The organism is Pseudoalteromonas qingdaonensis (assembly GCF_038739665.1).
GTDB classification, from domain to species: domain Bacteria; phylum Pseudomonadota; class Gammaproteobacteria; order Enterobacterales; family Alteromonadaceae; genus Pseudoalteromonas; species Pseudoalteromonas qingdaonensis.
The window spans coordinates 126,843-153,052 of record NZ_JBCGCU010000009.1 but is presented as its reverse complement, the minus strand read 5'-3'; the positions used below and the strand labels follow the sequence as shown (position 1 = coordinate 153,052).

Genomic DNA, 26,210 nt, shown 5'->3' with positions numbered 1-26,210 from the left:
TACTCACCCGTCCGCCGCTCGTCATCTTCTAGCAAGCTAGAAATGTTACCGCTCGACTTGCATGTGTTAGGCCTGCCGCCAGCGTTCAATCTGAGCCATGATCAAACTCTTCAATTAAAAGTTTTTTGAAACCTAAGTTTCGTGCTCAATGAATTCTGATTTTGATTCTTTCGAATCGAATTGACTGTGCTGCAACAAGTAAACTTGTTGCTGTTGGCCACTCAGTTCATTTGAGACTCTAAATTTGTTTGCGTCATCTAGCGAACTAGAATCTGCTGTTAGAACTCAATCTGTACGAGTGCCCACACAGATGATTGCTTCATATTTTTAAAGAACGTTTCGAGCTGCTTTCGCGTCTCGAGGGCTGTGCATTTTACTCAACCCTGATTTGTTGTCAACACTTAATTTTGAGAAAATTTAAAGTTTCTAAACTTAAGTTTTATTTGACCCCCTGAGTTGCTAGCGCCTCGCTATGCGTTGCTGCCTGCCGCCTCAGTGGGGTCGCATTATAGGGAGATTCGATTTTGACGCAAGCCCTTTTTTAAAGAAAATTGCTAAAAATGGATCGTTCGTCTAAAAAGCGCCCGATAGACATACTTTTTATACGTTTTTAACCAGATTCTTACCTCAAATCACTTAGCAAACTAGACGTATGGCGTTTTTTCGTACGACTAATGTTTATTGCGTAGCTGCTCTGCCCTAGTTAGAGTTAGGGTATTAGTCATACCTCAGTGATAGGAACCTGATATGAGCTTACAAAGTTATAAAGATAAATCTCCCCTTGTTCACGAGTCGGCATACATTCACGAGTCCGCCGTGATCGTGGGCGATGTTGAAATCGCAGAAGACGCCAGCATCTGGCCCTTGGTGGCCGCGCGCGGGGATGTTAACTATATGCGTGTTGGCAAACGTTCCAATATTCAGGATGGAACCGTGCTGCATCTGACTCGTGCCAGCGCATCAAACCCGGAAGGTTATCCGCTCATTATTGGTGATGATGTAACCGTTGGCCACAAAGCCATGTTACACGGATGCCGTCTTGGTAATCGTATCCTGGTCGGCATGGGCGCCATCATTATGGACAACGTGATAGTGGAAGATGATGTGATCATTGGTGGCGGTGCGCTTGTGCCTCCCAACAAAACCCTTGAGTCTGGTTATTTATATGTGGGTAGCCCGGTAAAGCAGGCGCGTCCGTTAAGCGATGAGGAGCGCGCCTTCTTAAAGGTGTCGGCGGATAACTATGTTCGCCTAAAGGATGAATACCTAAATGAGGTTAAGCCAGTGCTTTAATCTGCACTTCGCCTTCTTCACCGAAGGCTTCCTCTTCTATTTGTTGCTCAGCCAACTCTTCATAATCAAAGCGGTGTTCGGCAAAATGCGCCAGTGCATCGCTGCGCTCCTTAACCTTGAGCTCGATAATACAAGGTAAAAGCAGCCCATTAACCATGGCGTAAAAGGTAATAACGCCGTTTTCATATTCGACTCTGTCAACAAATTGAATTGCTTGATTCATTATAATCGCCCCTCTTTTAGCGCTGCTATTATAGGCGCACATTCAGGCATTTGCCCACGCCAAAGTTTATAAGCATGTGCCGCTTGTGCCACCAGCATGCCCAAACCATCCGCTGTCGTTATATTAGGATTGACTTCACAAGCCCAACTCATAAAAGAAGTGGCCTGCTCGGCATAAAACATATCGTAGGCCAACTGAGTCCCTTCGAGATAGCTGGCATCGATACCAGGTAAATCCTTGGTGACGCTGGAAGATGTTGAATTTATGACAATATCCCAGTTTTGCGTGTTTTGACCTGTTAAGCCCCCATAACTGACGTTTTGGTATTGGCTAATACGCTCTACCAACAGCCGTGCTTTTGCCTCGGTGCGATTGACCACATGCAGCTGCTCAATCCCGGCTTCAAGCAAGGGCAAGGCGGCACCCTTTGCCGCACCACCAGCGCCAATTAACAGCACATGCTTGCCTGCCAGTGAGCCACTCAGGCGTTGCAGATCGCTAACCAAACCAATGCCATCGGTGTTATCGCCTTTTAAGCCCCCACCTTCTTCAAGTATTAAGGTATTTACGGCACCGGCCAGGCGGGCTCGTTCACTCAGGGTATCAACCAGGGCAAAGGCCTGCTCTTTAAATGGCAGAGTAACATTGGCACCGCAGCCACCTTGGCTAAAAAACTCGCTGACGCAGTCAACAAAGCCGTCGAGCGGTGCTAAAATGCGCTGATATTCTATTTGTTCACCTAATTGCGCCGCAAAGGCATGGTGAATATGGGGTGATTTTGAGTGCGCTATGGGGTTACCAAACACAGCGTATTTATCCATTATCCTTTCCTTATATTGAGCGCATCATGAAGCAGTTACTAAAACGCATCTTTAGCAAAGATGCAAAAAATTCTCAGCAAAGTACAGACGACGTTCACCCTGATGTTGAGCGTACCCCATACGAGCTAATGGGTGGCGAACAAGGCGCCCGTGCCCTCGCCAATCGATTCTACGACATAATGGCCAGCGATGCGTACGCCAAGCCCTTATATGATATGCATCCGCAGCCATTGGATCGTATTCGCCAGGTATTCTTTGAATTTTTATCCGGTTGGTTAGGTGGCCCGGATCTGTTTGTAGAAAAATATGGTCACCCACGCTTACGCCAGCGCCATATGCCCTTCCCGGTCACTGCCGAGCTTAGAGATCAGTGGATGTACTGTATGAATAAGGCGCTGGATATGGAAGTAGACAATCCTGTGCTACGTGAGGGTTTGCGACAGTCGCTAACCCAGCTGGCGACTCATATGATCAATAGCGACAATTAAAAAACGCGGCATCGGCCGCGTTTTTCTACTTTTATACCCAGTCTTTTGGTTTCAGGTAATGCTCATAAAGTTCTGACTCTGGTGAACCCGGCTCTGGGTTAAAGTCATACTCCCAACGCGCCAATGGCGGCATCGACATCAATATCGACTCGGTACGCCCTCCGGTTTGCAAACCAAACAAGGTGCCTCTATCCCACACCAGGTTAAATTCAACGTAGCGACCACGGCGATATAGCTGGAATTGACGTTGTTCTTCGCCATAAGGCATATCTTTGCGTTTTTCGATGATGGGAAGGTATGCATCAAGATAACCATTACCTACCGCTTGCATAAAGGCAAAGCTCTTCTCAAAGCCCCATTCGTTAAGATCATCGAAGAAGAGTCCACCCACGCCGCGCGTCTCATCGCGGTGTTTCAAGTAAAAGTACTCATCACACCAAGTTTTATACTTGGGATAAACCTCATCACCAAAGGGAGCGCACAGGTCATGGGCAACCTGGTGCCAATGTTTTACATCTTCAAGCTGCGGATAAAAAGGAGTTAAATCAAAACCACCGCCAAACCACCAAATCGGCTCCTCACCCTCTTTCTCGGCAATAAAGAAACGCACATTGGCATGGCTGGTTGGAATGTGCGGGTTTTTTGGGTGAATCACCAGGGACACACCACAGGCATGGAAGCTGCGGCCAGCCAATTCAGGGCGATGTGCAGTCGCAGATGCGGGCATGGAAGCACCAAAAACATGAGAGTAGTTTACGCCACCTTGCTCGATAACATTGCCATCACGGATCACTCGGGTACGACCGCCGCCGCCCTCTTCGCGTTGCCATGCATCTTCAACAAACTTGGTGCCGCCATCGGCTTTTTCCAATCCAGCACAAATCTTATCCTGCAACGCCATTAAGTAGGTTTTAACCTGGGTCAGTAACTCTGAATGCATGCTTATCCTCGAATAATTTGTCCGTTCATGGCGTCTTTGATCACGCTAGGTTGATTAGCGCCACCCAAGGGCTCATCGACATAAAAGCCAACTTGTTCGCCAAAGGTAGCCTGCCCTTGGGCGATTGACGCAACCGGTTCCTGACCGCTTAAGTTAGCGCTGGTAGAGACGATTGGGCCACCAAACTCCTGACATAAGCGCTTAACTGTGGGGTGAGCACTCACGCGCACGGCGATAGAGTCAAACGCGCCGGTAAGCCATTTCGGCGTACTTGCCGCTGCCGGCATCACCCAAGTTACGGCACCTGGCCACTGCGAGAAAATATCCGCGCGCTTATCCATGGGAATGCGATGATCGGCCACATAAGGAAGTAATTGGCCATAGTTATCGGCGATTAAAATCAGGCCCTTTTCAACCGGGCGTTGTTTAATTGCCAGCAAGGCTTCAACAGCCGCCTGATTCATAGGGTCACAGCCTAAGCCATATACCGCCTCGGTAGGGTAAAGAATTACTTCACCCTGTTGCAAACTGCTCAGCGCCGTTTTCGGCTGCTCTGCATCACTCACTGTCCGCTCTCCGCATCATCGGGCTGTTTGTGCCCACAGTTCTTTTGCGGGCATTGTAGCATAGCTCCCTCGGCAAAGTGGCGTTTCATCATGACCGGCCACTGGCACTGTTCACAGGTCACCGCAACCGGCGGGTAATTCAGGCTGTATTTGCACTTGGGGTAGGCATCACAGGAATAAAAAGCCTTACCATATTTGCTGCTGCGCTGGGTTAAATGACCTTTATTACACTTGGGGCAAGCTGGTAAAGCGCTGTCTTGTTCACTTTGCTCACGCTGATCGGCGATATAGTGACACTCGGGAAAGTTGGTGCAGCCGATAAACATGCCAAAACGGCCATTTTTAACTGCCAGGGGCGCACTACATTGCGGACAAGGGTTATCCTCAAGCACTTTTAGGGTGCTGGTATCATGTTGATGCAAGGGGCGAATAAAGTGGCAAGTTGGATAACTGGCACAACCTAAAAAGGCACCGGATTTGGAATGGCGCATTACCAGCTCGCTGCCACATTCAGGGCATACCTCGTACTCTTTTTCCAACGCGTGTTTATCGGCATTAAATAAAGAATGATCTATTTTCGTCATGCGCACCCTGCCCCTTGGTTAATGTGCGCCCAATATACTCAGACTCCGATGAAGATCAAGCTTAATGCAGGGTCGGATTGGGGTCATCAAAGATTAAGTCTTCCATCTGCGCATAGGCATGCTCCTGACCGGGCACACTAAGGAGCACCATTAACACCACCCATTTTAGGTCATCCAGGGCGATTTGCGCATGATCTAAGGCCATGGCTCTGTCTATCACCATTTCACGCGTGGTGCTGTTGATCACGCCGACCTGCTCTAAAAACAGTAAGAAGCCTTGGCATTGAATATCCAACTTAATGCTTTCCTCACCTGTGTAGATACGACAGGCTGCGGCTGGGGTTCTATCCAGATACGGGCTCTCATCGCTGTACTGAAGCTGTGCCAGTTGCTCGAGCCAATCCAAGGCCTTGTATATTTCCGGGCTGTTAAAACCGGCCTTGAGCAATTCATCGGTGAGCACGCTTTCTTCGACAAAGATTTCACTTTCGTTATGAATATAGTTTTCAAACAAATACATTAGGATATCAAACATGTCACTCGCCCCCTACTCTGGTATAGCCGCCCGAAGTGCTAATAATGCTGCCTTCGAGTTCTAAGTCTATTAATAGCGTTAACAATTGCGCGATTGGAATTTGTGAGCTCAAAGCTATAGCGTCTATGCTGGTTGGCTCAAAACCAATATGGCGAAGTAAAGTGTTCTCATCCTCTTTTTCTACTCCCTTATTATTTATATATAGACCCTTTTGTTGATAACAACCTAATTCGGCTAATACATCTTCGGCATTTTCCACTAGCGCCGCCCCGAGCTTTATCAGCGCATGACAGCCACGGGAATATGGGTTATTCACCGCCCCGGGCATGGCCATCACCTCACGGTTATAATCCATCGCCAGTTCGGCGGTGATCAGGGAACCGCTTTTTTGCTCTGCTTCAACGACTAAAGTACCTAGACTTAACCCGGCAATAACCCGATTGCGACGGGGAAAGTGCTGCGCCCGCGGTTGTGTTCCGGGCAAAAACTCACTAACCAATAGGCCATGTTGAGCAATTTGCTCCCGCAGTGTCTTGTTACGACGCGGGTAACATAAATCAACTCCCGTACCCAGCACAGCCAAGGTCGCTCCACCATTATGTAATGCCCCTAGATGGGCGCTGGCATCTATGCCCATGGCCATGCCAGAGGTTACGGCCAGTCCTGCATCACTGAGCTGAGCGGCAAACTCAAAAGCATGGTGCTTCCCACTTATGCTCGCCCCTCGACTGCCGACAATCGCCACCTGAGGCTGCATCAATAAGTCACTATTACCTACGCAGAATAAAAGCAAAGGCGGGTCAGGCAATTCCTTTAATAACGGCGGGTATAAGGGGTGGGCTAGGCTGATCACATCTATGCCCTGATGGCGATACTCACTCAGCTCTTGTTGCAAGGGCTCAAGTTTAATGGCGGCCAAACGAGCTGCTATATCGCGGCGCAAGCCGGCTTGAGTCAGCACCTCGGTATCGGCGACTAAATCATGTATGGAAATATGTTGTAGCAAGGTATGGGCACTACGCAAGCCTAGACCCGGCGTGCGCATCAATGCCAGCAAACTGGCATCAGCTAGAAATAAATCGGCCTCTGAAGAGGCCGATGGGATAGGTTCATTCTGTGTCATGCTCCCTCCTTGAGCACGACCCAAAAGCTTGTTACGGAAAGCGTTGCTTAGTCAACGCTTACAGCATCTCCGACACGTATGGGTCGTAATGTTTTGGTGATGATGCCATAGCTTACGCGGTCTTGAACTTTAAGAACCATAAGCTCGCCCACCTTTTCCTTGGGCATATGCCAAGTGCGATTATCTTCACCCTCTTCCATGCCCATGCTTTCTTCCATATTCGACATAAATTTGTCGTAGGTGCTTGAGTCTTCTTTATACTGAGGACCTTTGCGCCCATCGATAACGGTCGGCGACTGACGGCGGATATCGAACATATGACCCGCTTTAACTTCGTCTACTAAACCACGGTTTAGCACCACAATATCCATCTTGCTAAATTCGCGAAGCTGATTAGATGAAGCGATGATTTCACCATCGATTGCAGTTTCTGGGCGGCGCATATGGAAGGTCGCAGGCAGGCTTTGGCCTTGGCTCACCGGCAACAAGAAATCACCGGCATTAATTTCACGCTTAACGCCATCAACAAAGATGGACGCAGGCACACCAGCATTTACATCGCCACTGCGGAATGCTTTGGCGGTAGCCACCAATTTCACTTCGTAACCCAATAGCTCTTCAGTTTGCGGGTCAATATAAGGGCGATTTTTGTGGTAGATGGCATAACTGGCGTTACGTTCTAGGTCACCTTTAACATAAAGAATATGACCTTGAGTAGAGCGTTTCACATTCTCGTTGGCACCCAGTACATAAGGTTGAGCATTAATTTGCTCTTCACTTAGGGCTTGTTCGTAAGTCAAAAACGGGCGCAACAGCTCCAACGACAAGGTTGGTAGCGCGTCTCGCTTCATCGTTTTACGACCATGTGGCGATAACTTCTGATAGTTGTCCGGGCGTTTAACCACTAAACGCGGTCGCCCTTGGGCATCGTACACTAGGTACAGCGTATCACCTGGGTAAATAAGGTGAGGGTTATCAATTTGTGGATTCATTTGCCAAAGCTCTGGCCACAGCCAAGGCTTATCCAAATAGATAGCAGAGATATCCCATAGTGTATCTCCCTTTTTCACTACATATTGTTCCGGGGCGTCAGATTTGACTGCTAAAACATCTGCTAATGATGGAAAAGCAACCGCAAGAGCAAACACGGCAGCTGATAGCTGTTTAATCATTGTATGAGCTTCCTAAGCTTGTTTTATTATATTTATTACCCAATAACCTGTTAAAGGTGCACACGAATGGCTAAAATAAAAACATAACACAATACCTGATATTTAGCACAATTTTTAATAAGGCAATTATGGCACTTTTAGAAGTACTTAGGTTCCCAGATGAACGTTTACGCACGATTGCAAAGCCCGTTGAGCAGGTTGATGACAGCGTGCGTGAAATCACCAAAAACATGTTAGAAACCATGTATGACGAAAATGGTATCGGCCTTGCTGCAACGCAAGTTGATATTCACCAACGTATCGTCGTGATTGATGTTTCCGAAGAACGTGATGAGCCTCTGATCCTTATCAACCCAGAGATCACGCACAAAGATGGCTCTACGGTAAGTGAAGAAGGCTGCTTGTCTGTGCCTCACTCATACGCCAAAGTAGATCGCGCAGAAACGGTAACTGTTAAAGCGCTCAATGACCAAGGCGAAGAGTTTACTTTGGACGCCGACGGTTTATTGGCCATCTGTATTCAGCACGAATTAGATCACCTAGTTGGTAAGTTATTTATTGATTACTTGTCGCCGTTAAAACGTCAGCGTATTCGTAAAAAGCTTGAAAAAGAAGCCCGTCTGGCCACTAAAGCTTAATTACAAGGAATCACAGTGACACAAGCCCTTCGCATCGTATTTGCCGGTACACCGGACTTTGCTGCACGCCATTTGCAGGCATTAATCGACTCAGATCATGAAGTGGTTGGCGTATACAGCCAGCCAGACCGCCCCGCCGGACGTGGTAAAAAACTCAAAGCCAGTGAGGTAAAAACCTTAGCTTTAGAGCACGACCTGCCGGTGTTTCAGCCAGCCAGCCTGAAAAGTGAAGAAGCGCAGCAGCAGCTCGCCGCATTAAATGCCGATATCATGGTAGTAGTCGCCTACGGCTTGCTACTGCCTAAAAGCATTTTAGAGACGCCAAAGCTTGGTTGTATCAATGTCCATGGCTCAATTCTGCCGCGTTGGCGTGGTGCCGCACCTATACAAAGAGCGATTTGGGCCGGCGACGCAGAAACAGGTGTAACCATAATGCAGATGGACGAAGGCCTGGATACAGGTGACATGCTGAGCATTAGTCGCTGTGCCATAGATGCCAAGGAAACCTCGGCCTCGCTCTACGCTAAGTTGGCGGAGCTTGGCCCTTCGGCACTGATAGAAACATTAGCCAACATAGAAAGCATCGCCCCGCAGCAGCAGGATGAGCAGCTCGCCAACTATGCGCACAAGCTCTCTAAGCAAGAAGCCCTGTTGGATTGGCAACTGGATGCGGTGCAGTTAGAGCGCAATATTCGTGCCTTTAACCCCTGGCCGGTCAGTTATACGGAAATGGCCGGTAATACAGTGAAGATATGGCAAGCCGAGGTGGTTGCCGAGCAAGGCGCGCCGGGCACCATCTTACGCGCCGATAAAAATGGCATAGTGATCGCCTGTGCGACCGATGCGCTATGTATTACCGAGCTGCAACCCCAAGGTAAAAAACCCATGTCGAGCCAGGATTTCCTTAACGGCCGCGCCGACTGGGTCGCAGTTGGTACTTCATTAGCCACTGCGGATAACCAAGGTGAGTAATGTTCGCGCCCAGGCGGCGCACACCCTTTACCAGGTAGTCGACAAAGGCATTTCTCTGTCTGTGGCCCTGCCCAGATACAGCCGCGATCTCAGCCCGCAAGACAAGGCGCTGATGCAACAAATCTGCTTCGGCGTTTTACGTTATTTGCCAAGCTTGGAGTTTTATTGCCAGCAACTGCTTGAAAAGCCATTGAAAGGTAAAAGCCGGGTTTATCAATTTCTGCTCTACGTTGGCTTATATCAATTGCAATATATGCGCGTGCCCGAGCATGCCGCCGTGGCCGAAACGGTCAACGCCCTGCAATCAATGCGAGCCGCAGGCCTAAAAGGCTTGGTTAACGCCGTACTGCGCACCTTTCAACGCCAACAACAAGGCCTTGAAGAGCAAGCAGAACAAATAGATGCCTGCAAATATAATCACCCGGGTTGGCTGATTAAAAAGCTACAACGTGATTACCCAGAGCAATGGCAAGATATTATCGAAGAAAATCAGCAGCAGGCACCTATGTGGCTAAGGGCGAATAATCGCCTGAATAACCGCGACGCCTATGCCGATAAACTGTTTGATAAAAACATTGGCTTTAGCATAGATGAAGCATTCCAAGATGCTATCCGCCTCGATAAGGCCATGGATGTATTTGCCCTGCCCGAGTTTGAACGCGGCGCCTGCTCGGTACAGGATGCAGCGGCCCAGCAAGCAGCAAGACTTCTTGACCCACAAGATGGTGAACTCATTCTCGATGCCTGTGCGGCACCGGGCGGCAAAACCTGCCATATTCTTGAACTAGCCGATGCCCGTGTCGTTGCTTTGGATGCCGATGCCCAGCGCCTTGAACGGGTCAGCGAAAACCTTGAGCGCATAGGCCTAAACGCCGAATTAACCTGTGCCCAGGCGGAGCAAACAGAGCAATGGTATCAGGGTGAGCAGTTCGACCGCATTCTCCTTGATGTGCCCTGCTCGGCCACCGGAGTGATCCGTCGCCATCCGGATATTAAATGGCTGCGTCGCGGCAGCGATATCGATGAACTGGCACAACTGCAAGCAAGCATACTTGAAGCCATCTGGCCGCTTTTGAAATCCGGCGGTACTCTGGTTTATGCCACCTGCTCGGTATTAAGCGAAGAAAATCAATCGCAAATACGGGCATTTTTGGCCAAACATGGTGACGCCAAGCATATAGCCTTGCATGATAAGGATACCGAGCAGCAGCCGGGTTGGCAGTTGTTACCAGGTGAAACCGATGGTTTTTACTACGCAAAAATAATAAAGCAGTGACATAGTCATGAAAATTATCATCTTAGGTGCAGGCCAGGTTGGCGGCACATTGGCAGAAAACTTAGTGGGTGAGCAAAACGAGATCACCGTGGTCGATATCGACGGTGACCGTTTGCGTGAGCTGCAAGACAAATACGACTTGCAAGGCGTTAATGGCCACAGCGCTCACCCCGATGTGCTGCGCAAGGCCGGTGCCGAAGATGCGGATATGATCATCGCCGTAACCAGCTCCGACGAAGTGAACATGGTGGCCTGTCAGGTTGCCTACAGTATCTTTAACACTCCGACTAAAATTGCGCGGATCCGCTCGGAGCAATACTTACGTTATCGCCAGCAGTTATTCCACAATGATGACCTGCCCGTTGATCACTACATAGCTCCCGAGGCTCTGGTCACTAAGTATATTCGCCGCTTAATCGACTACCCTGGCGCCCTGCAGGTGTTGCAGTTTGCCGACGGTAAGCTGTCCTTGGTAGCGGTTAAAGCCTACTACGGCGGTATGCTGGTTGGTTATGCGCTTTCAGCGTTAAAGGAACATATTCCCAACGTGGAAACCCGGGTTGCCGCCATTTACCGTCAGGGTAAGGCCATCAAGCCGCTGGGAACCACGGTTATCGAAGCCGATGATGAAGTCTTCTTTATCGCCGCAACCAAGCATATTCGCGCGGTAATGAGCGAACTGCAAAAGCTGGAGCGTTCATATAAAAAGATCATGATTGCCGGCGGCGGTAACATAGGCGCGGGTTTGGCTCGCTCACTGGAGAAAAACCACAGCGTCAAGCTGCTGGAGCGCAACCCTATGCGAGCCGAGCAACTCTCGGAAATGCTTGATGATACCGTGGTCTTCTGTGGTGACGCTTCTGATCAGGAGCTGCTGTCAGAAGAGCATATCGAGCAGGTAGATGTCTTTATCGCCGTAACCAACGATGATGAAGCGAATATCATGTCAGCCATGCTGGCCAAGCGCATGGGTGCACAAAAAACCATGGTGCTAATTCAGCGTGGTGCCTATGTGGATTTGGTTCAAGGTGGTGAAATCGATATTGCCATTTCGCCGCAACAAGCGACTATTTCGGCTCTGTTAACCCATGTTCGCCGCGGCGATATAGTGAATGTTTACTCACTGCGCAAGGGCGCTGCTGAAGCCATTGAAGCTGTAGCCCATGGTGATGAAAACACCTCAAAAGTGGTAGGTCGGGCCATTCGCGAAATCAAACTTCCTTCAGGCACTACCATTGGCGCCATAGTGCGTAATGATGATGTGCTGATTGCCCATGACGATACCGTGATTCAAAGCGGCGACCATGTGATCATGTTCTTGATCGACAAAAAGCATATTCATGTGGTTGAGAAACTCTTCCAGGTCAGCGCCATGTTCTTATAAGCAAAAAAAAGCAGCTTTAGTTAGAAACTAAATGCTGCTTTTTGCTTCTCTAATGGATTTAGGTTTTTACTCAATATTGGCAAACTCTTCTGGCGATAGCTCGCCGTTACCATCAATATCAAGCTCATCGAACTTAGCCATTACTTCGGCATTGGCACTTGCTTCTTCCTTACTGATGCTGCCATTACCGTCCACATCAAGAGATTCAAACGTTGTACCTGAATCTGCAAATGCAGCTGAAGATGATGCCAAAATAGCCATTGCTAGTAGTGTATTGGTCGTTTTCATAACTTGCTCCAAATATTTAAAAAGTAAACTTACTGTGCTGCCGCGAACTCTTGCTCGCTCAGCTGGCCGTCTTTGTTGCTGTCCAAGTCCTTAAACTGTTGCATCAGTTCAGGATATTGAGCCGCTTCTTCCATGCTGATAGCGCCATCGCTATCTAGATCCACATTGTTAAATTCCAAGTCCATCGCGAATGCAGACGATGCACTAACTAAGCCGATTAAGGCGATTGCTTTAGAGGTCTTATTCATTGTTAACTCCCTGTGTTATTTCGCTTTAGCGAACTCTTCTTGAGACAGCTCGCCATCTACGTTTGTGTCTAAGTCTTTGAACTGGCTAATTAGCTCTGGGTGCTTTGAGGCTTCTTCCATGCTAATGGCGCCGCTGCCGTCTGTATCTACCGTGGCAAAGTCAACTGCTAAGGCAAAGGCCGCAGAAGAACTAACTAGGGCGCATAAGGCTAAAATGTGCTTTGATTTTTTCATCATAAACTCCTACTGATCACTGTAATAACTACTGAAAATTACTCGGCTTTATCAAACTCGGCTTGTGAAAGCTCACCGTTACCGTCGCTATCTAGCTGTTCAAATTGCTCGGCTAGCGCAGCATCAGCGGCAGCTTCTTGCACAGAGATAGCACCGTTACCATCAACATCAAGAGTTGAGAAATCAGCAGCGAATGCTGCGCTTGATGCGGCTAAAGTGATAAGAGCGATAGTTGCTGTCATTGTTTTCATATTGCTTTCCTTCCTACTTGTTTTGGTGTGAACCTAACGAATCCAATATTCGTCATCACATTTTCGATTCGCTAGGACTATTACAAGTCCGGTGCCAACATTGAAAACCCCTTATAATTCAAAGGTTTGGAGATTTAATTACTAAAAACCACAGAGTTTTTCCATTTTTTCTGTTGCTATTTCGCGACAAGATCTAAGCCTTAAAAATAAAACCTATAATTTTCAGTGTGTTATGAATTTATGATGGAAATTTCATTCAGAAACCGCACAAATGGTCGACACGCTTTTCTGATTTTTATCTGAATAGAAGTGCCAAAAGGTAGATTTGGATAAGAGTGAGGAAATTATTTAACACTTAAAAAACAGTTGGTTATGTTGTTTTTCGCGCTTTTTTAAAAATTAATTTCACAGCCAAAACCTAGCTAGAGTTAAATTGTTGCCTTTTAGCAACACACAAGACTTTGTTCAGGTTGAGGTGGGTGAACTAAGCCCTCGCGTGATGAAAGCTCGATTAGGATAAGGTGCAAGTGAGTGGGCCTAACGCTGCGGTTTGGCTCGACATTCATGTCTCGCATTCAAATTAATAAGAGTGGCCAGTGTCACTCTTGAAGTTGGTGATGGTGATAACAATTCATCCTGAAGCCTAGGCCCGGATCGGGCATCCACGCCCTCGCGTTCGGCGCTCCAAGAGTGACGTTAAGCTCGGTGTAAGTAAGTCGTCCTGACGCTGGGTCCCGGCTCGACATCCATGTCTCGCGTTCGAGTTTATAAGAGTGACCGAAATACGTCGAAGGTAAGTTTTGTGCAAGTAAGTCGTCCTGACGCTGGGTCCCGGCTCGACATCCATGTCTCGCGTTCGAATTTATAAGAGTGACCTGTGTCACTCTTATAAATTCTCACCCACGCCAGAATGTGGGGGTAAATAGTACTAGCAGGGTGAAGATCTCTAGACGACCAAATACCATGGCCAGGGTTAGAATCCACTTGGCATTATCGCTGATATCGCCGTAGTGTGCCGCTACCTCACCCAGGCCTGGGCCCAGGTTATTTAAACAGGCAGCAGTCGCCGAGAAGGCGGTGATATTGTCCAAACCCGTGCCCATAAGGCTGATCATGATGATCACAAAAACCAGGGCATAAGCGGAGAAGAAACCCCATACCGCTTCGACCACCTTATCAGGTAGTGCCTTACGGCCAAGCTTAATAGAATAGATGGCTCTTGGGTGTACCAGGCGGTTAAGTTCACGAATGCCCTGCAAGTACAACAGGAACACCCGCACTACCTTCATACCGCCACCGGTAGAGCCAGCACAGCCACCAATAAAACTTGAGAAGATAAGTAATATGGGCAGGAACAGGGGCCAAGCGGAAAAGTTGTCGGTAGCAAAGCCCGCCGTGGTACCGATAGAAACCGCATGGAACATGGCCTGATCTAAGGTTTCATCGCCATTGGCATAGATATTATTCGACGACAGCACAGCAAAACAGATGATGATCAGCGCCACCTGAATTAAGAAAAACACCTTAAATTCCGGGTCGCGCAAATACACCTTGGCACTGCGATTAGCCACCACAGCGTAATGCAGGGAAAAGTTCACCGCGGCAATTAATAAGAAAACCACACAAATCAGGTTGATCACTGGGCTATCAAAGTAGCCCATGGACGCATCATAGGTAGAGAAACCACCTATGGCTATGGTCGAGAAGGCATGGCAAATGGCATCAAACCAGCTCATCCCCGCCACCCAATAAGCCAATGTACAAGCTAGGGTCAGAGATACATAGATGTACCAAAGATGTTTAGCGGTATCGGCAATACGCGGCGTCATTTTCGAGTCTTTCACCGGCCCCGGCGTTTCGGCACGATACAACTGCATACCACCAACGCCAAGCATGGGCAGCACGGCCACCGCGAGTACGATTATCCCCATACCACCTAGCCATTGCAGTTGCTGGCGATAAAACAACACAGACTTGGGCAGATATTCAATACCGGTTAATACGGTCGCCCCCGTGGTGGTAAGCCCAGAGAAGGCCTCAAACACCGCATCAGCCAGCGAGAGTTTTGGCGCATCAAGGAAGATCAGGGGTAAGGATGCGAACGACCCCAGCACCAGCCAAAACAATACCACGATCAAAAAGCCTTCACGGGCTTTGAGGTCGCCATGCTCATGGCGGTTAGGATAATAGGCAAACAAGCCGGCAATTACGCTGAAGATAAACGCAAGAATAAAAGGCAGACCACCACCATCTTTATAGATAAGTGATACCAGTGCAGGGGGAACCATGGTGATACTAAAAAGGGCTACTAACTGACCGAGTATCTTTATTATCGTGCGGTATTGCATTTAGCGCATCGCCGTGACTTTTCTTTGCATGTTATTGTCTTACTGTTTTATTTTTAACTCAACAGTACCATGGCTTAAATCAAAAATATCTTTTATGGCATCTTCAGCCTGGCGCGCATCAATACGTATCTGCCAGGAAATATGGCCACCGTATTCCTTATCCATAGCCAGTACCTGGTATTGTGAGTTAAGGCATTGTTCTATCTGCCCTTGTAGAGCATAGTCACTGTCGCCGCTTAACACCACACTGGGCACCTTAATCTGTATCTGTAATTGCGCCAAGGCATTATTCAGGGTGCCACCATAGGCGCGCACTAAACCACCCGTACCCAACTTAATGCCACCAAAATAGCGGGTAGTAACGGCACATATCTCACCTAAGCCACTGCCTTGGAGCACATTAAGCATGGGCTTGCCGGCGGTGCCATTGGGTTCGCCATCATCACTAAAGCCATAAACATGGCTGCCACCGGGCGCTCCGGCTACATAGGCCCAGCAATTATGACGGGCATCCGGATACTGCTCATTGATTAAAGCAATAAAGGCCTTGGCGCTGGCCACATCCGGCGTATGGGCAAGGTGAACGATAAAGGTGCTTTTTTTGATTTCTTCTTCGTAGCTCAGCGATTGAGCCGGATAAGCATATTCTGACATAGAAAATGAACTGCCTAAGACGATGGCATCGCCGCCACCGTCTTCACAGGGAATGTTTAGTCGAGTTTTAGCTCGCGAGTCATGTTTTCCAAACCATGCTCATGAACTATGATGTTGTCCTCGATACGAATACCGCCAAAGGGTTTAAACTCGGCGACCTTGTCCCAGTTTACGTACTGTCTATTGTCCGTTGCCGCTAAATCTTCAAGCAGGGAATCAATAAAGTACAGGCCGGGTTCAATAGTGAACACCTGGTTCGCCTCTATCATACGAGTACAACGTAGGAAAGGATGCCCCTCAGGTGGTGCCTGATGAGTACCCGTTTCATCGGCCATAAAACCGCCTACATCATGTACCTGTAAGCCAATATGATGGCCCAGACCATGAGGGAAGAAGGTTGAACTAATGCCCTTCTCGACAATTTCTGCCGCCGGTAGATTAACTATATTAAAGTCGCTTAGCACCTGGGCTACACGCTGATGGCAATCAAGGTGCAACTCACCATAGAGCTTGCCTGGGGATAGCGAGTTACAAAGCTCTATCTGATGTTGATTCATCACAGCCAACAACTCGGCAAACTGACCCTGACGCTCAAAGTCGTAGGTACGAGTAATATCGGCGGCATAACCATTGAAATTGGCACCGGCATCGATCAAAAACGAGCGGTGTTGCGCTGGAACATTTCGCTCAAAATGGGTGTAGTGCAAAATGGCACAGTTTTCATTTAAGGCAACGATATTGCCATAAGGCGTGTCATTTTCGCTGTGCTTGGTCGCCAACAGGTAAGCATGTTGGATCTCAAACTCCGACTTACCCTGATAGAAAGCATCCCGCGCCGCCTGATGACCGGCCACGGCTAGTTTGTTCGCTTCACGCAAACAGGCTTGCTCATACTGGGTTTTATAAGCACGGTGGTAATGCAGATAATTCATCACCGGCTCTGGGTTCATCAACTCAAAACCTAGGGCCTGCGCCACTTCTAAACACTCGCCGATATAGGCGTAACGCGCCTTATCATAAGGTAATAGTTTTTCTACCTGCTCCGGCTTAACCAGTAGCTCGATATCGAAATAGTCGGCCCAGTACTCGCTCGGTTCATCCGGCACCTTGTGCCAAAAATCCACCGGGCGATAGAAGATAAGTTTAGGCTTATCACTGCCGTTCACTACCAGCCAGCAATGCGGGTTGTCGATCACCGGCAACCAGGCCTTAAATTGCGGGTTCACCTTAAACGGATAATACATATCATCCAAAAACTGGCGCTTTGCCTGGCCAGAATGAATTACCACACCATCTAGGTTTTCACGCCCAACAATTTCGCGCGTGCGTCTTTGCAGGGTTGCAATATGTTCAGCGTATAACACCGCTAATGTATTCATGTATCACCCACTTTGCTAATTATGTTTTTGCCAGTCTATCATAGCCGCCGCAGTTGCGGCTAACCGCCTATATTCATATCTAAAATTGTCGCCAGGACATTTTCATCCTTGCCTTGTTTGGCCAGATAAACCTGACGATAGGCAAACACGTTTTTGACGTAATCCCGGGTTTCCCGATAAGGGATCAGTTCAATCCATAACTCTGCTGGCATGGCTTCATCTGGGATCCACTTATTAACGCGATGGTATCCGGCGTTATACGAGGCAGTGGCTAAAATTTGATTGCCACGGGTTTTGCCTTCTAAATACTTTAAGTACTTGGTACCTAAATTAATATTGGTGCTGGGTTCATACAGACGCTTGCTCGAAACCGAACTGCGGTTAATGTATTTGGCGGTACTGGGCAATAATTGCATCAAACCCCGGGCATCGGCGCGAGAGCGAGCATCGGCGGCAAAGGAGCTTTCCCTGCGGGCAATGGCGATACTCCAATCCAGGTCAACCTTATTACGGTTGCTGTAGCGCTTAAACAAATCCGTATAGGCATCGGGGAAACGTAAATCAACATAATCCCAGGCCTTAAGTCGCGCCAGGGTGACTATGGCCCTGTCATGCCAGCCCTGCTCCGACGCCAATACCGCGGCAGCCAGTTTCTCGGCATTACTGGAGGTGTCGAGCAGATAATTCCACTCCCTTCTGGCACTGGTGACTCTTTCCAGGTCATATAAAATCTGCGCCCGTTTAAACCCAGGCGCCTGCTCTACCTTGGCCTTTAACCCCGGTGCCAGCGTCAATTGCTGGTTATTAAGGTTAACAGGCTGGTCTAATCGCGCCGCCGCTAAAAAGCCGTAATAATCGCGCTCTTGAGCTATTTGCTGCCACAGTTCATTGGCTTGCTCATTTTTATCCTGACGGGAATAACTGTAAGCCAGCCAGTATTTATGTCCGACGTTAAGATCTTTTTTCGGCGTAAAAAAGGCGATAATGGCCGGCCAGTCCTGCTCCCTAAGCATGTTCGCTAAATGCCACTGCACCAGTTTGCTGTCCTGCTGGGTATCAGGCACCTTATTCAGCCAAAACTTGGCATCATCATGCTGCTTAACCGCGAGCGCATAGGCCAAAGCATAATGCGCCTGATCTTGTTGCTCATCGCTAAAGGAAAACATATTAGATAATTTTTGCCAGGCGCGAACTGCCAGATCCGGGTCTTTCCAAACCAGGCGTTTAACTCCGTATAAGGCAATTTCGGCTTCTTTAGAGGATTTATTTTTATAGCGATATAAACCGGCTGCGGCACTGGGGTCTTTTTTAACCTTGGAATATAAATCCGCCAGGTAGCGCTCCTTGGCTGGCATTTGTGTTTTTAAATAGCCAACTAATTTATGCTGCCCCGCCTCGGCGGCTAAGCCCAAACGCTGCCATACTGCTTCCGGCGTTTGCCCGCCAGCCTTGCGCCAATAAGAAAATACGCCATCGCATTCCTTGGGTTGAGACTTGCCCACCAACCAGAGTTTTTCTATCTGCTCCAACAGGGCATCTTTTGGCGCCCCAAGTTGCCACTGAAAATCAAGATACTGACAGGTAAGCTCTACATCCTTGGTGACGCTGTAATTCTCTACAAACTTGGCCTTACGGCCGTGCTTGGCCAAATAGTTTAACCAGGCACGGCGCACCGGCCATTCCAGCGGAGTATGCTGATAAACCTGCAAAAAGTGCTCAATTTCGCTTTGATATTTAATATGTGGATGGTGCTTATAGAAGGCCATTTCCACATAGGGTTTAAGCGGATGTTTAAGGCGCTCATTGGCTTTCTTAAATTCTGTGTAATTGCCGCCGCGGGCAATTTTTTCCGCTTTTAGGAAGTCGTCGTGCTCGCCGGCAAGTGAAACACTACAAACTTGCAGCAAGGACGCGGCCAGCAGGGTGTGAAGAAGTCGTTTCATGATAATCCTAACTGTATTTCGTGAAACAAATGCAGCGAAGAAGCCAACATTAGGCAAAAAAGCGCGCTGCCCTCATAGAGTCAAAGACCCTCAATAACTGTACTACATAAATGCCAGACTTTTGACCTATACCAACCGCATTATGGCGTGTTTTGGTCGCATCTATTTTTTGAGCTAACTTTAACCCTATGTAAAATTTTCATTGCATTTTGAGATTAAAGGCGAGACACTGATTTAAATTTAACTCATCGTACCAGTTTCATGTGAAACAAAGGGAGATACCATGATATTTCAGAGCGATTCCTTTGTAGTTTCTTTTATAAAGGACCAAATTGCCGAGTTTAAGTTCACTGTACCCGGTTCAGTAAACAAACTTTCGCAGCAAACCCTGAGTGATTGCCATCAGGCAATTAAAGAATTAGCCCAACGTGACGACATCAAAGGTATGGTGTTTACCAGTGACAAAGATCACTTTATCGTTGGCGCCGATATTTTCGAATTCCTACCCACTTTCCAACGCCCAGAAGAAGAACTGATTGGCTGGATTAAAAACGCCACCGATGTATTCGACGCCCTGGAAGATTTACCTTTCCCAACTTTAAGCACCATTAACGGTATGGCCTTGGGCGGCGGTTGCGAGTGGGTTTTAGCTACCGATTTCCGCGTAGCCAGTGAAACCGCCAAAATTGGTTTACCAGAAACCAAGCTGGGCATCATGCCGGGCTTTGGTGGCACTGTACGCTTACCACGCTTAATCGGTGCTGATAACGCCATGACCTGGATCACCACGGGACAAGACAACCGCGCTAATGACGCCCTAAAAGTGGGTGCCGTAGACGCCGTAGTGGCCGGTGACAAATTACTAAATGCCAGTATCAGTATGCTAGAGCAAGCCATTGCCGGTAAGCTGGATTGGCAGCAACGCCGAGCGCAAAAACAAGCACCACTGAAGATGAATAAGGTAGAGCAAGGCATGAGCTTTGCTATGGCCGAAGGTCTGGTTATGGGCAAAACCAAGGGTCATTACCCTGCCCCTGTGATGGCGGTTAAGACCATTAAAGCGGCTGCTAATATGAGCCGCGATGAAGCCATGGCATTGGAAAATGCCAACTTCGCAAAATTGGCTAAAACCAAGGAAGCAGCAGCGCTAACCGGCATCTTCCTGGCCGACCAATATATTAAAGGTAAGGCCAAGAAGCTGGCCAAGAGCAGCGACACTCAAATCAATCAAGCCGCGGTACTAGGTGCCGGCATTATGGGTGGCGGTATTGCTTATCAATCAGCCTATAAAGGCACCCCCATTATCATGAAAGACATCAACCAAGGTGCTTTGGATCTTGGTATGGGTGAAGCCGCTAAGCTACTTGGTAAGAAAGTACAACGCGGCCATATGAGCATGGACAAGATGGTTGGCGTGCTAGGTAAAATCAAACCGACCTTGAATGATGCCGATGTGCAGGCCGCCGATATAGTCGTTGAAGCGGTTGTTGAAAACCCCAATGTGAAAAAAGCGGTATTAAGCAGCCTGGAGAAATCCATGCCTGAAGGCACGGTACTCACCTCAAACACCTCAACCATTCGCATCGATGAATTAGCCACTGCCTTGGAAAAACCAGAAAAATTCTGTGGTATGCACTTTTTCAACCCGGTTCCCCGTATGCCGCTGGTTGAAATCATCCGTGGTGAAAAAACCTCACAAGAAACCGTTAACGCTGTGGTCGATTACGCTCTTAAGCTAGGCAAGTCACCTATTGTTGTAAATGACTGCCCGGGCTTCTTTGTAAACCGCGTGCTATTCCCCTACTTTGCCGGTTTCAGCAAGATGGTTAGCGAGGGCGTCAGCTTCGCTAAAATAGACAAGGTGATGGAAAACGTATTCGGCTGGCCTATGGGCCCAGCTTACCTGCTTGATGTTGTTGGTATTGATACCGCCTTCCACTGTACCGGCGTGATGGCCGATGGCTTCCCGGAGCGTATGGCACGTCAGGAAAAAGACCCGGTTACCATTATGGCTAACGCAGAGCGCTTTGGTCAGAAAAATGGTAAGGGTTTCTACAGCTACGCCCCGGACCGCCGTGGTCGCTTGAAGAAGAGCTCGGATACCCAGGCTCTTGAGCTTATTGCGCCGCTATTCGATGGCGAGCAAGAGCTGGATAAACAAGAGATCATCGACCGCTGTATGATCCCTATGATCAACGAAGTACTACTGTGCCTACAGGAAAACATTGTTGCTTCACCACAAGAAGCCGATATGGCACTGGTGTACGGCATAGGATTCCCTCCGTTTAGAGGCGGCGCATTCCGCTACCTAGACCAAATTGGCCTGGCCAACTTTGTCGCGGCTGCCGACAAGTACGCGCACCTGGGTGCTATTTACCAGGTATCAGACGAAACCCGTCAATGGGCTGAACAAGGCCGTGTGTTTTATCAAGTGGAGGGACAATAATCATGAATAAGGTTGTTATTGTAGATTGTATTCGTACGCCTATGGGCCGTTCTAAAAACGGTGTATTCCGTCATAAACGTGCCGAAGACCTGAGTGCACACTTGATGAAGGGCTTGTTGGAACGTAACCCGGCGGTAGACCCAGCATCGATTGACGATATTTACTGGGGCTGTGTGCAGCAAACGCTAGAGCAAGGTTTTAACGTAGGCCGTAATGCCGCCCTGCTTGCCGGTATTCCTCATACCGTACCTGCGGTTACAGTAAACCGCTTATGTGGGTCTTCCATGCAGGCACTGCATGATGCCGCTCGCGCCATTATGACCGGCGCCGGTGACACCTATATTATTGGTGGTGTGGAACATATGGGCCACGTACCTATGACCCACGGCAACGACTTCCACCCGGGCCTGGCAACATCCGTTGCTCAAGCCGCGGGAGTAATGGGCCTAACCGCCGAATACCTGGCCACCTTGCACGGCATTAACCGTCAGCAGCAGGACGAATTTGGTGCCCGCTCGCATCAACGCGCCCATGCAGCAACAGTTGAAGGTCGCTTCAAATCAGAAATCCTGCCAATGGAAGGTCATGACGAAGATGGCGCCCTAACCTTGGTTGAGGATGATGAGGTTATTCGCCCGGAAACCACGGTTGAAGGCTTATCTCAGCTTCGCCCTGTATTTAACCCGGCATCAGGTAGCGTGACTGCGGGAACTTCTTCGGCTCTGTCTGACGGCGCCTCGGCCATGTTGGTCATGAGTGAAGACAAGGCCAAAGAGCTGGGTCTACCCATTCGCGCCTATGTGAAATCTATGGCGGTGGCGGGCTGCGATCCTTCCATCATGGGTTATGGCCCAGTACCAGCCAGTAAGAAAGCATTGCAAATGGCCGGTCTGACTATCGATGATATCGATGTGGCTGAGCTAAACGAAGCCTTTGCCGCTCAGTCTTTGCCTGTACTAAAAGATCTTGGCTTGCTGGATAAGGTAGACGAAAAAGTTAACCTTAATGGCGGTGCCATTGCCCTGGGTCACCCTCTAGGTTGCTCTGGCTCGCGTATCAGCACCACGCTAATCAATATCATGGAAGACAAGGATGCCAAATACGGTTTAGCGACCATGTGTATCGGTCTTGGCCAGGGTATTGCGACTGTCTTTGAACGTCCGTAAATAACCTGAACTTGAGTTAAGAAGTTCGCTAATATGCTTTAAAAATAACTAACTTGAGGTCAAATTTTTCTAGCTAGATGTTTTGATTAATACAAGGCAAATTTGTGCGGCAATAGAAGCTCTATTGCAAACAAATTTAACGCGGTAGTAAGAAAAAACAGCAGCTAGAAAGCAAGTTGTTATCACAAGTCCAGGTTACTTAAATCTTGGTGACAAAAAGGCGGGGTTGGCTTTATGCTCCCGCCTTTTTTCTTGCCGTGACTTTAGGTAAAATGGGCGTTTTCTACGCGAGTACTCATTTATGACCTTTGAAACCGCCGATCATGTTTTAGATGCCTTGGGCTTACGCTGCCCGGAGCCCGTTATGATGGTGCGCGGTACGGTGCGCAAAATGAACGAAGGTGAAACCTTGCTGATCACCGCGGACGACCCTTCAACCACCCGCGATATTCCCAGTTTTTGCCGCTTTATGGACCACACCCTGGTGGCCCAACAGACAGAGCAGTTACCTTATCAGTACCTGATCAAAAAAGGGCTTTAACAGCCCTTTTTATACCGATCCTGTCAGCATGATATTTAGATTAGCTATTTAAGTGAATGGTATTATTCAAACACCTGATTAATGGTTACCAATGGCTTGCTAAAGCGTGAGAAGTTAATTGATACCTTGTACCAACCCTCTTCCGCAGGGGTAAAACTAAAGTAGTTATACACGCTGTTACAGTCCGCCTGCACCGGCAAACCAATCTCTAACTGCTTATCCAGACCTTCGTCTAAATAACCACAGTTATAGTTTTCACTCCAATCCGCATCAGCGATTTTAAATTCATAGGCCTTGCCCGGAGTCGATAACTTGATCTTGGTTTCATAAATGGCCGGCGCCACCTTCTCCATTTGGTATTCCGGCTGCGCATCCCATAATGAGAAGTCACCACGCAGATACAAGGGCTTTTGTACTTCTTCAACCGGCACTATATCGTCTAGGGTGACCGAGCTTGAACAGGCACCTAAAAATAATGTGGCTAAAACGAGGGAGAGTTTTGTCTTCATTGTTATTTTCCAAATTTGACGCACTTTTCATCAGTCTAAGAAATTCGTGCACTGGCTTCAATAAAAAAGCCAGCTCAAAGCTGGCTTTCGTCATGAATGTAAGAAATATTCACTATTTTTGCAGTACCGAGATATCGGCAACCTGTAAGAACAAATCCTGCAACTGAGACAATAGTGCTAGACGGTTACGCTTAATTGCTTCATCGTCCGCCATTACCATTACATTGTCGAAGAAGGCATCTACGCTTTGACGAATATTGGCCAGCTCACTGAGTGCCTGCTGGTATTCGCCCTGCTCATATAATGGCGCAAGTTTGCTCTGATATGCCGCAACTTCTTGTGCCAACGCCTGCTCAGGAGCTTCTTGCAACAAGCTTGGCTCAATGGCACCGCTTTCTTGAACATCATTCTTGCTTAAGATGTTACCAACACGCTTGTTGGCCGCGGCCAAGGCTTCTGCCGACTCAAGAGTACGGAAGTGGCTTACCGCCTTAACGCGTAGATCAAAGTCCAATGGCTTCGAAGGACGACGCGCCAATACAGCCTGGATCACATCAACCTCAATGCCCTGCTCCTGATACCAGGCACGGAAACGACCCAGCAGGAACTCAAACACATCTTCGGCAACCTGATTATTGCTTAGCTTATCGCCGAATAGGGTTTGCGCTTTCGCAACTATATCAAGCACATCCAATGGAAGTTGCTTTTCAACCATGATGCGCAAAGCACCGATAGCGGCGCGACGCAGTGCAAACGGGTCTTTATCGCCCTTAGGCGCCTGACCAATACCGAAAATACCAACCAAGGTATCAAACTTATCCGCCAAAGCCACAGCGCAGCTGATATCGCTGTGTGGCAAAGCATCACCAGCAAAGCGCGGCATATATTGCTCGTTCATGGCCAGGGCTACGGCTTCGTTTTCACCGTCAAAGCGCGCATAGTGCATACCCATCACGCCCTGAACATCGGTGAATTCCATCACCATTTCTGTCATCAGATCGGTTTTACTCAACAGACCCGCGCGCTCAGCCAGGACCTTATCAGCACCTAGTTGCTCGGCGATATAACCGGAAAGCGCGCTAATACGCTCGGACTTGTCCTTAAGCGTACCCAGTTGCTTTTGGAACAATACGGTACCCAGTGACTCCAAACGGCTTTCCAGTGTTTTCTTTTTATCCGTTTCAAAGAAGAATTGCGCGTCGGCAAGACGTGGGCGCACCACCTTTTCGTTACCGGCGATGACCACGCTGGGGTCTTTACTTTCAATGTTCGACACGAACAGGAATTTGTTGATCAGCTTGCCGTCTTGGTCTAACAACGGGAAGTACTTTTGGTCGTCCTTCATGGTGTAGATCAAGGCTTCATCAGGCACTTCTAGGAAGCTTTCTTCAAATGATGCCGTTAAGGTCACCGGCCATTCTACTAGGGAAGTCACTTCCTCAAGCAAGTCTTCATCCATGGCTACAACCGCACCGAGTTTAGCCGCCGCCGCTTCGATTTGATTGCGGATCATTGCCTTACGAGTGTCGTAATCGGCAATAACATAGGCTTTCTTCAACTGCTCTAGCGCTTCATTGGCATTGTTGATGGTGACCTTTTCCGGGTGATGGAAACGGTGTCCCTGCAGCTGGTTAGTAACCTGCTTACCTAAGATCTCGCCGGCAATCAGGCTGTCGCCGTAAAATACCGTGGCCGTGTGTACAGGACGGATAAACTGTGTCTTGTTGGCGCCCCAACGCATAGGCTTAGGAATAGGTAGTTTTGCCAGTGCCGCATTCACAGCGGCCACGATCAGTTCCTGAACCGGTTGACCGGCAACCTCGGCCTTGTGTAGCAGCCACTCGCCTTTTTCGGTGACATGACGACCCGCTTCGCTCACCTCGATACCACAACCACGGGCCCAGCCCATTGCCGCTTTTGTCGGGTTGCCATCGGCATCAAATGCCGCCTGAATCGCAGGACCACGCTTTTCTACTACCTTGTCAGCCTGTTTGCCATCGAGTTGTAGCACCATCAGACCTAAGCGGCGTGGTGAGGCATACCATTGCACCCCGTCATGTGCCAGGGCCAGATCTTCTAACTGCGCCTTCAGGCCGTCTGCGAAAGCCTCGGCCAGGGTACGCAATGATTTCGGTGGTAATTCTTCGGTACCGATTTCTACTAATAAATTTTGCTTTAACATGGTAAT

General features: G+C 48.6%; 27 protein-coding genes and 1 rRNA gene. 9 read left to right on the top strand and 19 right to left on the bottom strand.

The genetic code is table 11. From position 1 onward, the window contains the following. Positions 1–117 (bottom strand): 16S ribosomal RNA (locus tag WCN91_RS10070); the annotation flags it as partial. A gap of 630 nt (positions 118–747) precedes the next feature. On the opposite strand from WCN91_RS10070, the gene WCN91_RS10065 reads away from it, so the two are divergent. Continuing rightward, positions 748–1,293, top strand: coding sequence for a gamma carbonic anhydrase family protein (locus WCN91_RS10065; protein WP_342678649.1), 546 nt, complete (start codon positions 748–750; stop codon positions 1,291–1,293). On the opposite strand, the gene WCN91_RS10060 is transcribed toward WCN91_RS10065, so the two are convergent. Together WCN91_RS10060 and aroE are read right to left on the bottom strand one after the other, a co-directional pair. Then, the gene (locus WCN91_RS10060) at positions 1,277–1,516 is read right to left on the bottom strand and encodes a DUF1488 family protein (RefSeq protein WP_105188779.1); all 240 of its coding nucleotides are present in this window, start codon (positions 1,514–1,516) and stop codon (positions 1,277–1,279) included. The genes WCN91_RS10065 and WCN91_RS10060 overlap by 17 nt on opposite strands. After that, a complete protein-coding gene (gene aroE / locus WCN91_RS10055; protein WP_342678647.1) occupies positions 1,516–2,337 on the bottom strand; it encodes a shikimate dehydrogenase in 822 nt (273 codons plus the stop codon). Before aroE ends, WCN91_RS10060 begins: the two co-directional genes overlap by 1 nt. Before the next feature lie 26 nt (positions 2,338–2,363). Here aroE and WCN91_RS10050 point away from each other — a divergent pair, with 26 nt between their 5' ends. Beyond that, positions 2,364–2,825 (top strand): group II truncated hemoglobin, encoded by a 462-nt coding sequence (locus tag WCN91_RS10050; RefSeq protein ID WP_212547050.1) that lies wholly within the window; start codon positions 2,364–2,366, stop codon positions 2,823–2,825. A 31-nt stretch (positions 2,826–2,856) separates the two neighbouring features. On the opposite strand, the gene hemF is transcribed toward WCN91_RS10050, so the two are convergent. From hemF to WCN91_RS10020, 6 genes are all read right to left on the bottom strand, one after another. Beyond that, the gene (gene hemF, locus WCN91_RS10045; protein ID WP_342678643.1) at positions 2,857–3,765 is read right to left on the bottom strand and encodes an oxygen-dependent coproporphyrinogen oxidase; all 909 of its coding nucleotides are present in this window, start codon (positions 3,763–3,765) and stop codon (positions 2,857–2,859) included. Positions 3,766–3,767: 2 nt separating this feature from the next. After that, positions 3,768–4,331, bottom strand: a complete 564-nt coding sequence (gene tsaC / locus WCN91_RS10040; RefSeq protein WP_342678641.1) for an L-threonylcarbamoyladenylate synthase type 1 TsaC — start codon at positions 4,329–4,331, stop codon at positions 3,768–3,770. Then, the gene (locus WCN91_RS10035) at positions 4,328–4,915 is read right to left on the bottom strand and encodes a DNA topoisomerase family protein (RefSeq protein ID WP_342678639.1); all 588 of its coding nucleotides are present in this window, start codon (positions 4,913–4,915) and stop codon (positions 4,328–4,330) included. The genes tsaC and WCN91_RS10035 overlap by 4 nt, the downstream gene beginning before the upstream one ends. Before the next feature lie 61 nt (positions 4,916–4,976). Continuing rightward, a complete protein-coding gene (locus WCN91_RS10030) occupies positions 4,977–5,450 on the bottom strand; it encodes a DUF494 family protein (protein ID WP_342678637.1) in 474 nt (157 codons plus the stop codon). 1 nt (position 5,451) lies between these two features. Then, complete coding sequence (gene dprA / locus WCN91_RS10025) at positions 5,452–6,573, bottom strand: DNA-processing protein DprA (RefSeq protein WP_342678635.1); 1,122 nt, start codon at positions 6,571–6,573, stop codon at positions 5,452–5,454. A 47-nt stretch (positions 6,574–6,620) separates the two neighbouring features. Next, the gene (locus tag WCN91_RS10020) at positions 6,621–7,745 is read right to left on the bottom strand and encodes a LysM peptidoglycan-binding domain-containing protein (protein ID WP_342678633.1); all 1,125 of its coding nucleotides are present in this window, start codon (positions 7,743–7,745) and stop codon (positions 6,621–6,623) included. 128 nt (positions 7,746–7,873) lie between these two features. Here WCN91_RS10020 and def point away from each other — a divergent pair, with 128 nt between their 5' ends. The 4 genes from def to trkA are packed head-to-tail and all read left to right on the top strand — an operon-like array spanning position 7,874 to position 12,015. Beyond that, a complete protein-coding gene (gene def, locus WCN91_RS10015) occupies positions 7,874–8,383 on the top strand; it encodes a peptide deformylase (protein WP_342678630.1) in 510 nt (169 codons plus the stop codon). A gap of 15 nt (positions 8,384–8,398) precedes the next feature. Further along, positions 8,399–9,355: a methionyl-tRNA formyltransferase gene (fmt, locus tag WCN91_RS10010; RefSeq protein WP_342678628.1), complete on the top strand. Its 957-nt coding sequence runs from the start codon at positions 8,399–8,401 to the stop codon at positions 9,353–9,355. Further along, a complete protein-coding gene (gene rsmB, locus WCN91_RS10005) occupies positions 9,339–10,631 on the top strand; it encodes a 16S rRNA (cytosine(967)-C(5))-methyltransferase RsmB (RefSeq protein WP_342678658.1) in 1,293 nt (430 codons plus the stop codon). Before fmt ends, rsmB begins: the two co-directional genes overlap by 17 nt. A 7-nt stretch (positions 10,632–10,638) precedes the next feature. Next, complete coding sequence (gene trkA, locus WCN91_RS10000) at positions 10,639–12,015, top strand: Trk system potassium transporter TrkA (protein ID WP_342678626.1); 1,377 nt, start codon at positions 10,639–10,641, stop codon at positions 12,013–12,015. Between the two features lie 66 nt (positions 12,016–12,081). Here trkA and WCN91_RS09995 read toward each other — a convergent pair whose 3' ends face one another. The 8 genes from WCN91_RS09995 to WCN91_RS09960 all read right to left on the bottom strand — a co-directional run bounded on the left by WCN91_RS09995 (position 12,082) and on the right by WCN91_RS09960 (position 19,360). Continuing rightward, positions 12,082–12,303, bottom strand: a complete 222-nt coding sequence (locus WCN91_RS09995; protein WP_342678625.1) for an EF-hand domain-containing protein — start codon at positions 12,301–12,303, stop codon at positions 12,082–12,084. A gap of 29 nt (positions 12,304–12,332) precedes the next feature. Further along, complete coding sequence (locus tag WCN91_RS09990) at positions 12,333–12,551, bottom strand: EF-hand domain-containing protein (protein ID WP_342678624.1); 219 nt, start codon at positions 12,549–12,551, stop codon at positions 12,333–12,335. Positions 12,552–12,566: 15 nt separating this feature from the next. Next, the gene (locus tag WCN91_RS09985) at positions 12,567–12,785 is read right to left on the bottom strand and encodes an EF-hand domain-containing protein (RefSeq protein WP_342678656.1); all 219 of its coding nucleotides are present in this window, start codon (positions 12,783–12,785) and stop codon (positions 12,567–12,569) included. 38 nt (positions 12,786–12,823) lie between these two features. Then, positions 12,824–13,036: an EF-hand domain-containing protein gene (locus WCN91_RS09980; protein WP_105201206.1), complete on the bottom strand. Its 213-nt coding sequence runs from the start codon at positions 13,034–13,036 to the stop codon at positions 12,824–12,826. 896 nt (positions 13,037–13,932) lie between these two features. Further along, positions 13,933–15,384, bottom strand: coding sequence for a TrkH family potassium uptake protein (locus WCN91_RS09975; protein WP_342678621.1), 1,452 nt, complete (start codon positions 15,382–15,384; stop codon positions 13,933–13,935). Between the two features lie 39 nt (positions 15,385–15,423). Further along, complete coding sequence (locus tag WCN91_RS09970; RefSeq protein ID WP_342678619.1) at positions 15,424–16,038, bottom strand: YigZ family protein; 615 nt, start codon at positions 16,036–16,038, stop codon at positions 15,424–15,426. 56 nt (positions 16,039–16,094) lie between these two features. After that, positions 16,095–17,417 (bottom strand): Xaa-Pro dipeptidase, encoded by a 1,323-nt coding sequence (gene pepQ / locus WCN91_RS09965; protein WP_342678617.1) that lies wholly within the window; start codon positions 17,415–17,417, stop codon positions 16,095–16,097. A 59-nt stretch (positions 17,418–17,476) separates the two neighbouring features. Further along, positions 17,477–19,360, bottom strand: a complete 1,884-nt coding sequence (locus tag WCN91_RS09960) for a transglycosylase SLT domain-containing protein (protein WP_342678615.1) — start codon at positions 19,358–19,360, stop codon at positions 17,477–17,479. A gap of 283 nt (positions 19,361–19,643) precedes the next feature. Here WCN91_RS09960 and fadB point away from each other — a divergent pair, with 283 nt between their 5' ends. The 3 genes from fadB (at position 19,644) to tusA (ending at position 23,513) form a co-directional block, all read left to right on the top strand. Then, the gene (gene fadB / locus WCN91_RS09955) at positions 19,644–21,806 is read left to right on the top strand and encodes a fatty acid oxidation complex subunit alpha FadB (protein ID WP_342678614.1); all 2,163 of its coding nucleotides are present in this window, start codon (positions 19,644–19,646) and stop codon (positions 21,804–21,806) included. Positions 21,807–21,808: 2 nt separating this feature from the next. Next, complete coding sequence (fadA, locus tag WCN91_RS09950; RefSeq protein ID WP_342678613.1) at positions 21,809–22,972, top strand: acetyl-CoA C-acyltransferase FadA; 1,164 nt, start codon at positions 21,809–21,811, stop codon at positions 22,970–22,972. Between the two features lie 301 nt (positions 22,973–23,273). Then, positions 23,274–23,513, top strand: a complete 240-nt coding sequence (gene tusA, locus WCN91_RS09945; protein ID WP_342678612.1) for a sulfurtransferase TusA — start codon at positions 23,274–23,276, stop codon at positions 23,511–23,513. 62 nt (positions 23,514–23,575) lie between these two features. Here the strand turns inward: tusA and WCN91_RS09940 are convergent, their stop codons facing one another. After that, positions 23,576–24,022 carry an early set domain-containing protein gene (locus tag WCN91_RS09940; protein WP_342678610.1) on the bottom strand — a complete coding sequence of 149 codons (447 nt, stop codon included), beginning with the start codon at positions 24,020–24,022 and terminating at the stop codon, positions 23,576–23,578. Between the two features lie 112 nt (positions 24,023–24,134). Next, positions 24,135–26,204, bottom strand: coding sequence for a glycine--tRNA ligase subunit beta (gene glyS, locus WCN91_RS09935; protein WP_342678608.1), 2,070 nt, complete (start codon positions 26,202–26,204; stop codon positions 24,135–24,137). Between the last annotated feature and the right edge of the window lie 6 nt (positions 26,205–26,210).

Coding starts and splice junctions, on each gene's coding strand:
- WCN91_RS09970 (WP_342678619.1), bottom strand. CDS start 16,038: ATGTCAGAATATGCTTATCCGGCTCAATCGCTGAGCTACGAAGAAGAA.
- WCN91_RS09985 (WP_342678656.1), bottom strand. CDS start 12,785: ATGAAAAAATCAAAGCACATTTTAGCCTTATGCGCCCTAGTTAGTTCT.
- WCN91_RS10060 (WP_105188779.1), bottom strand. CDS start 1,516: ATGAATCAAGCAATTCAATTTGTTGACAGAGTCGAATATGAAAACGGC.
- fadA (WP_342678613.1), top strand. CDS start 21,809: ATGAATAAGGTTGTTATTGTAGATTGTATTCGTACGCCTATGGGCCGT.
- pepQ (WP_342678617.1), bottom strand. CDS start 17,417: ATGAATACATTAGCGGTGTTATACGCTGAACATATTGCAACCCTGCAA.
- WCN91_RS09975 (WP_342678621.1), bottom strand. CDS start 15,384: ATGCAATACCGCACGATAATAAAGATACTCGGTCAGTTAGTAGCCCTT.
- WCN91_RS10020 (WP_342678633.1), bottom strand. CDS start 7,745: ATGATTAAACAGCTATCAGCTGCCGTGTTTGCTCTTGCGGTTGCTTTT.
- WCN91_RS10035 (WP_342678639.1), bottom strand. CDS start 4,915: ATGACGAAAATAGATCATTCTTTATTTAATGCCGATAAACACGCGTTG.
- trkA (WP_342678626.1), top strand. CDS start 10,639: ATGAAAATTATCATCTTAGGTGCAGGCCAGGTTGGCGGCACATTGGCA.
- def (WP_342678630.1), top strand. CDS start 7,874: ATGGCACTTTTAGAAGTACTTAGGTTCCCAGATGAACGTTTACGCACG.
- hemF (WP_342678643.1), bottom strand. CDS start 3,765: ATGCATTCAGAGTTACTGACCCAGGTTAAAACCTACTTAATGGCGTTG.
- WCN91_RS10050 (WP_212547050.1), top strand. CDS start 2,364: ATGAAGCAGTTACTAAAACGCATCTTTAGCAAAGATGCAAAAAATTCT.
- tusA (WP_342678612.1), top strand. CDS start 23,274: ATGACCTTTGAAACCGCCGATCATGTTTTAGATGCCTTGGGCTTACGC.
- dprA (WP_342678635.1), bottom strand. CDS start 6,573: ATGACACAGAATGAACCTATCCCATCGGCCTCTTCAGAGGCCGATTTA.
- WCN91_RS09940 (WP_342678610.1), bottom strand. CDS start 24,022: ATGAAGACAAAACTCTCCCTCGTTTTAGCCACATTATTTTTAGGTGCC.
- WCN91_RS10065 (WP_342678649.1), top strand. CDS start 748: ATGAGCTTACAAAGTTATAAAGATAAATCTCCCCTTGTTCACGAGTCG.
- WCN91_RS09960 (WP_342678615.1), bottom strand. CDS start 19,360: ATGAAACGACTTCTTCACACCCTGCTGGCCGCGTCCTTGCTGCAAGTT.
- fadB (WP_342678614.1), top strand. CDS start 19,644: ATGATATTTCAGAGCGATTCCTTTGTAGTTTCTTTTATAAAGGACCAA.
- WCN91_RS10030 (WP_342678637.1), bottom strand. CDS start 5,450: ATGTTTGATATCCTAATGTATTTGTTTGAAAACTATATTCATAACGAA.
- glyS (WP_342678608.1), bottom strand. CDS start 26,204: ATGTTAAAGCAAAATTTATTAGTAGAAATCGGTACCGAAGAATTACCA.
- aroE (WP_342678647.1), bottom strand. CDS start 2,337: ATGGATAAATACGCTGTGTTTGGTAACCCCATAGCGCACTCAAAATCA.
- WCN91_RS09980 (WP_105201206.1), bottom strand. CDS start 13,036: ATGAAAACAATGACAGCAACTATCGCTCTTATCACTTTAGCCGCATCA.
- WCN91_RS09995 (WP_342678625.1), bottom strand. CDS start 12,303: ATGAAAACGACCAATACACTACTAGCAATGGCTATTTTGGCATCATCT.
- WCN91_RS09990 (WP_342678624.1), bottom strand. CDS start 12,551: ATGAATAAGACCTCTAAAGCAATCGCCTTAATCGGCTTAGTTAGTGCA.